At 34.9% G+C, this 5941-nt stretch carries 4 protein-coding genes and 1 pseudogene; 3 read left to right on the top strand and 2 right to left on the bottom strand.

Annotation, left to right across the window (positions count from 1 at the left end; translation table 11 throughout):
- A pseudogene (locus tag AC06OU_RS03775) lies at nucleotides 1-322 on the bottom strand (hypothetical protein); the annotation flags it as partial.
- Nucleotides 323-1091: 769 nt separating this feature from the next.
- Between AC06OU_RS03775 and AC06OU_RS03780 the strand changes: the two are divergent.
- Together AC06OU_RS03780 and AC06OU_RS03785 are read left to right on the top strand one after the other, a co-directional pair.
- Complete coding sequence (locus tag AC06OU_RS03780; RefSeq protein ID WP_475854076.1) at nucleotides 1092-2579, top strand: DUF342 domain-containing protein; 1488 nt, start codon at nucleotides 1092-1094, stop codon at nucleotides 2577-2579.
- The gene (locus AC06OU_RS03785) at nucleotides 2572-3297 is read left to right on the top strand and encodes a glycerophosphodiester phosphodiesterase (RefSeq protein ID WP_475854078.1); all 726 of its coding nucleotides are present in this window, start codon (nucleotides 2572-2574) and stop codon (nucleotides 3295-3297) included. Before AC06OU_RS03780 ends, AC06OU_RS03785 begins: the two co-directional genes overlap by 8 nt.
- A gap of 204 nt (nucleotides 3298-3501) precedes the next feature.
- Here the strand turns inward: AC06OU_RS03785 and AC06OU_RS03790 are convergent, their stop codons facing one another.
- A complete protein-coding gene (locus AC06OU_RS03790) occupies nucleotides 3502-3753 on the bottom strand; it encodes a DUF2627 domain-containing protein (RefSeq protein ID WP_475854080.1) in 252 nt (83 codons plus the stop codon).
- Between the two features lie 129 nt (nucleotides 3754-3882).
- Between AC06OU_RS03790 and AC06OU_RS03795 the strand changes: the two genes are divergently transcribed.
- Nucleotides 3883-5901: a sigma-54 interaction domain-containing protein gene (locus tag AC06OU_RS03795; protein ID WP_475854082.1), complete on the top strand. Its 2019-nt coding sequence runs from the start codon at nucleotides 3883-3885 to the stop codon at nucleotides 5899-5901.
- Nucleotides 5902-5941: the final 40 nt, after the last annotated feature.

The following is a 5941-nucleotide window of genomic DNA, read 5'->3' on the forward strand; positions in this document are numbered from 1 at the left end:
CTTTTTTAATACTTTCTCTATTTTCTAAGAATGATTTAATGTAATCCTCGAAAAGAAAAATTTCAGACCTATCAGCATATCCATCTTTTTCTCTTTCTTTAAGTGGGGCGAAGAGGTGGGCTGATCCCATCCACGTATCTCCAAGAGCAGACAAAAAGATAAGAAGAGAACGCTTACGTAATTCGGGATCAAGATGATTAAAATATTTAAAGTAATCGTCATAATATTCGTATCTCCATTGGCCGTTCATATCAAATAAATAATTACCTTCTTCAATCCCTCGTAATATCTTTTTAGCTTTTTCAATTGGAGTTAGTGACATTGGGATTCTTCCTCTCGTCTTCAATATTTTAGGTTAATTAAGGTCTAGGGTACATTGTTAGGATAACATAATCATACTTGGTGCCACCCCATTGGAAAGATTTCTTATATATAACCTGTATTTTTTTCCATTAAATTATTTGGTTACATAGCATAAGTAGATTGAAATTTCCCTGCAGTTGTGTTTTTAATCTATCCCTCTGTATATCTCATATAATCAAAAATATGAAAATATCCGTAGGAGTTCAAGTCTCTTATCTAAATCTACTAATAATGAATTCATCGTGATAATCGCAGATAAAATTCGCATGGAGAACATGGGTAGCTGAAAGGGTTAGAATACTCTTATAACTGATACTGATTACCAGTAAATAGTGCCTTTATTTTATGCTTATTTTCGTAGAAAAAGGTAATTTTTGTTTTCCCAAAATGAAAAAGATTTATGAATGAATTTTATTACTATGATAAAATGAGATTAACTAACTAATTTCCAGAAAATTCATGGTATTATCCGACTTATTCATATATATTAAATAAGTACAATGATTTGTTCTTCGAATAGTCATTAAGACTCAGAAGTTTTGAAAGTAAGTATTTTTGTGTGTGAATTTAGATTTCAAATATAAAGGAGTCATTTCAAAATACATGAAGTAAGTAGTTAAGATAATATGGAATGGGTGAGAAACTTGATAATAGAAGATAATGATCACATAACCTTGTCTGTAAAGGATGGTAAGGTTTTTCTTTTTACCAAAAGAGAAGGAGACAGTTTGAAAAAATTTGAAGAATATCCTCGAAAAAATCCTCGCTTTAAAATTACAAGCTTTATGACATTAAAAAAAGCTCTATCGGCTAAGTCTACGGAACCAATCGAAATTGGAAATTGGATTGATTTGGTTGAGTTAGATGTTAGCTTAGACTATATGCAGGCACTTATAACCGTTAATGAATCAACAAGCTATATTGAGGAAAATATAATAGAAGTACAATCTCAAATACATATTGCATTAGAAAAAAATAATATTACATATGGCAAAAAAAACATAGATATATTGTCTTTAAAGCCCGGAAAACCGTTTATTATAGCTCAAGGTACACCACCTCAGAAAGGTTTAGATGCACAAGTAAGCTATTTAGCGCAGGCTGAAAAAAAACCGGTTATTAATGAAGATGGTAAAGCAGATTATTTTGATATGAATTTTTTAAAAGAAATCCATGAGGGCTCATGGTTAGGAGAGAAAATACCCGCTAAAGAAGGGGTGGATGGGACGAATGTATATGGGGAAACTGTTAAAGCAGCTCCTGGAGACGATATCACCCTTAAATATGATCCCAAGACAGCCTACGAAATAGAGGAGGGAGGAAAAATTGTACTTCGCTCGAAAACAAAAGGTGTAATTGGAGAAGTAAATGGGGTTCTCTCTGTATTAAAGCATTTGGTAGTTGACGGAGATGTCGGTATAGAAACAGGAAATTTGAAATTCGATGGATCAATTCAAGTGAAAGGCACTGTAATGGCTGGCTATTCAGTAATTGCTTCTGGAGATGTGTCTATTGAAGGGAAAGATGGAGTTAATTCAGCTGAATTGATCAAGTCTGCTGAAGGAGATGTCTTTATAAAAGGAGGCATTTTCGGACGGGGAATAACAAAGGTGGAAGCTCATAATAATATATATCTTAAACATGCAAATGAATGTACATTAGACGCAAAGGAAAATATACATATCGGTTTCTATGCCCTTGGTGTTACTATGTTTGCCAATGAAATTATCTTGGACGAACGTAAAGGGAAGATTATTGGTGGAAAAGCTGTGGCTGTTCATTCGATTACTACTGCATATAGTAGTAATAGTATGGAAAGGAAGACAGAGTTAATTGTACAGGGGATCGATCGAAAAATTTTAACTGAAAATGCAAAGATGCTAGCAGAAAAAATAGTACAGCATCAAGAAGAATCGACTAAATTAAACTATCAAATCAGTCAGCTAGGTCAGTTCAAAGGCAAAATGACAACGCAACAAAATGGAATGTATGAGCAGGTTAAACAAAAATATAATCTCCTACAGCAAGAAATGCAAGAAGCTGATAAGGAAATCCAACGAATTTTAAGAATGCTAAGAAGTAATACAGACTATCATGTTAATGTTACAAAAGAAGCTAATCCGGGTACCTATATACAAATAGGTAATAAATCTACCTTCGTAGCAAGTACTACAAAAGGAAAATTTAAGTTAGAAAATGGGGAGTTAAATGTCTAATATACCTGTATATGCGCATAGAGGTGGAGCGACAAAGTATGTAGAGAATTCTTTAAAGTCTTTTGAAGCTGCAAGTAAAATAGGTGTAGATGGTATTGAAATGGACCTACAGCTTTCAGCAGATGGAATTGCTTTTGTGACCCATGATATAGACTTTTTTAGACTAGCTGGTCTCAATAAAAGAATCACTGATATGGCGGCGGAGGAAATTCTTAAGCTAAAGCTGGGGAAAACGGTTGTGCGTAGGTTTTTATATTCAAGGGTGTTGAGCTTAGATGATTTTCTCATTTTTTTTAAGCAAACAAATATGAAGCTTAACGTGGAGTTCAAGGAATCCTTTCTTGGCAAAACCGAAAAAATTGAAGAGGTAGTCTATAAGACCGAATTTATTAAGGATGTGCATTATTCTTCCTTTGAAGAAAGTATTCTAGAAGTTATTCAAAGAATGCCTATAAAAACAAAAACAGCTTTCATTGGTAAAAAGAGTTCTAGTTGGGATCAGATATTGTCTAACCGTAACTATGAGGCAATACATCTTAACAAAAAGTTTTACGGAACGGATTTAATGAACAAGATTTGGGATGCTGGATTTCCCATGCGTTTTTATAACATTAAGGGTACCGAGAAATATTTGAAAAATCCTCATGAGTCAGTTATAGGTTGGATCACGGATTATCCAAGGAAAGTAATAGAACAGCAAAATCGGACGAAAAGATAAATAACTTTGCTAAAATGAGTATTGAAGCTCGTAATACTATACGAATAAGGGTGAATCACCAAATGTGAGCTCTTTAAGCAAAAAAAGACACTCTCTGTTCATTTTGGACAGAAAATGTCTTTTTTTTTGTTCTTTTCTATTTGATACTTCATCAATGGACAAAGACAAACTGTGGACATTGATCTGATTATTTGAGTGCACTAATTATAAGTCAGTATCTTTTTTCTTTTGAAATCGAGGTGCTACTTTTCCATTTTTTCTATCTCTATTGAGTAGAAATCCTGCGAAGAATCCTAAACCTAAAACTGTAAATAGTAGACCACAAATAAACTGTATCGCCAATCCACCGAGTGGAAGTATTTGTAGACCAAAAAATGTATCTCTCATCAGTTTGATTCCAAATGCAGCTAAAATTCCAGGTATTAATAATACGATTAAAGCCAATAAACGAGCCACTTTTTTCACTCCTGTTCTCTACTATTTTAATTTTACATCCAAGTTTAGGATTGTCAATGTCAGAAAGTTACGGTATGATATAGAAGAAATGCAATAAGTTGCAGAAAAAAAGTGGGGGTGTGCATATTTTTGCAAAACATACTCATTGTAGGTGCTGGTAACGGTGGATATGCACTTCTCAAGTTAATAGAGCAGGCAGATTACCTTCAGGTTACTGCTATTGTTGATATTAATGATGAGGCTCCTGGAATGATCTACGCTAAACAACAAAATATACCAACCTATTCGGAATGGAAAAACTTGTTAAGCAATGATATTCAAATCATTATTGATGTGACTGGTCGAAAGGAAGTTTTCTATGAATTACTTCAAAATAGGCCTGCTACAGCTGTACTGATACCTGGCGAGATAGCCAACTTAATCGTTACATTAATAGAAGAGAAAAACAAATATATTCAAATTATTGATCAGAAAAAAGCATTACAGGAACTCATTTTTAATTCCATTGAAGAAGGAATGATTGGCATTAATAGCCAAGGTATTGTTAACTTTTTCAATAAGAGTGCCGAAAGAATGACCTCAATTCTTGTGGAGGAAGCTCTAGGTAAGCATGTAGCAGATGTGATCTCTTTAAGTGAATTACCGAGAATATTTGAAACTGGCAAGATTGAGCTTCACAAAGAACTTACTCTTGAAAGCGGTACCAAAATAGTCACTTCTAGATATCCGATGGTAAACGAAGAAGGAAAAAGAATTGGTGCTTTTGCGGTTTTTAAGGATATCTCTGAGGTCGTTCGTCTTGCAGAGGAAGTTACTAACCTTACGGAAATTCAAAAAATGCTCGAGGCTATCATTTATTCAAGTGATGATGCAATTTCGGTAGTGGATGAAGAAGGAAAAGGTATACTGATTAATCCCGCTTATTCTCGTATCACTGGATTTAGTGAAGAAGAGGTAATAGGAAAGCCGGCTACCGCCGACATTTCGGAGGGAGAAAGTATACATTTAAAGGTCCTTCAATCTAAAAAACCTATCAGAGGTGTAAATCTTCGAGTTGGAAAACAAGAAAAGGACGTTATTGTTAACGTAGCTCCGATTATTGTGAATAACCAGTTAAAGGGTAGTGTCGGCGTTATTCACGATATGACTGAAATGCGAGGTTTAATGAAGGAATTAGATCGAGCAAGAACTATTATTAGAACACTAGAATCAACTTATTCATTTGAAGACATAGTTGGGACTTCAGATGAGGTTAATTTAGCAATAGAACAAGCTAAACTAGCAGCTAACGTTCCAATTACCGTCCTTTTAAGGGGAGAGGTCGGTGCAGGAAAGGATTTGTTTGCCCACGCCATTCATGGTGAAAGTGGGCGTTCAAGCTATCCCTTTATCCGAGTTAATTGCAGTTCTTTAGAAGAACATCTTTTAGAACGTGAATTATTTGGATATGAGGAAGATGGTATCAAATATCCTGGTAAATTAGAAGAAGCATATAAGGGCACGGTTTTCTTAGATGAAGTTGGTGAGTTAACGAAGAAAACTCAAGCTAAGCTCCTACAGGTTTTGCGAGATAATATTATCATACCTATCGGGGCCACAACCCCGAAGCAGGTTGATGTTCGTATCATTGCTGCAAGTAGTCTTAACTTGGAGAAGGCAATGAGAGATGGCACCTTTAGGGAGGATTTCTATTTTCAGTTAAATAGAATGCCAATTCATATACCTTCTTTACGTCAAAGGAAAAAGGATATTCCGCTTCTTGCAGAACGATTGCTGGTTAAACTTAACCAAGAATTTGGGAGAAATATTGAAGGATTCTCAGAGGAAGCTCTTGAGATGCTATGTCTTTACGATTGGCCAGGTAATGTCAGAGAGTTAGAGAATATTATTAGCCGCTCAATGATTTTTCTTCAATCGAATGAACGATTAGTAGATGAACAGCATTTACCAAAATCGATGCTCCAGTTGTCACAAGGGGAGGATGAAGATTCGATTGCTCCACTTGCGGACCAAATGGATGAAATGGAGAAAAGAGTACTCGCCCAAGCGCTTAAAATTTGCGATGGCAATAAGTCACAAGCAGCTAAAAAGTTAAGTATTTCTCTTCGCTCATTATATTACAAGCTAGAAAAACACAATCTGGTGTAAAAGGAAAGTGTTCACGTAAATAGGGGTATTTACTATAAAT

Source organism: Psychrobacillus sp., from assembly GCF_056205495.1.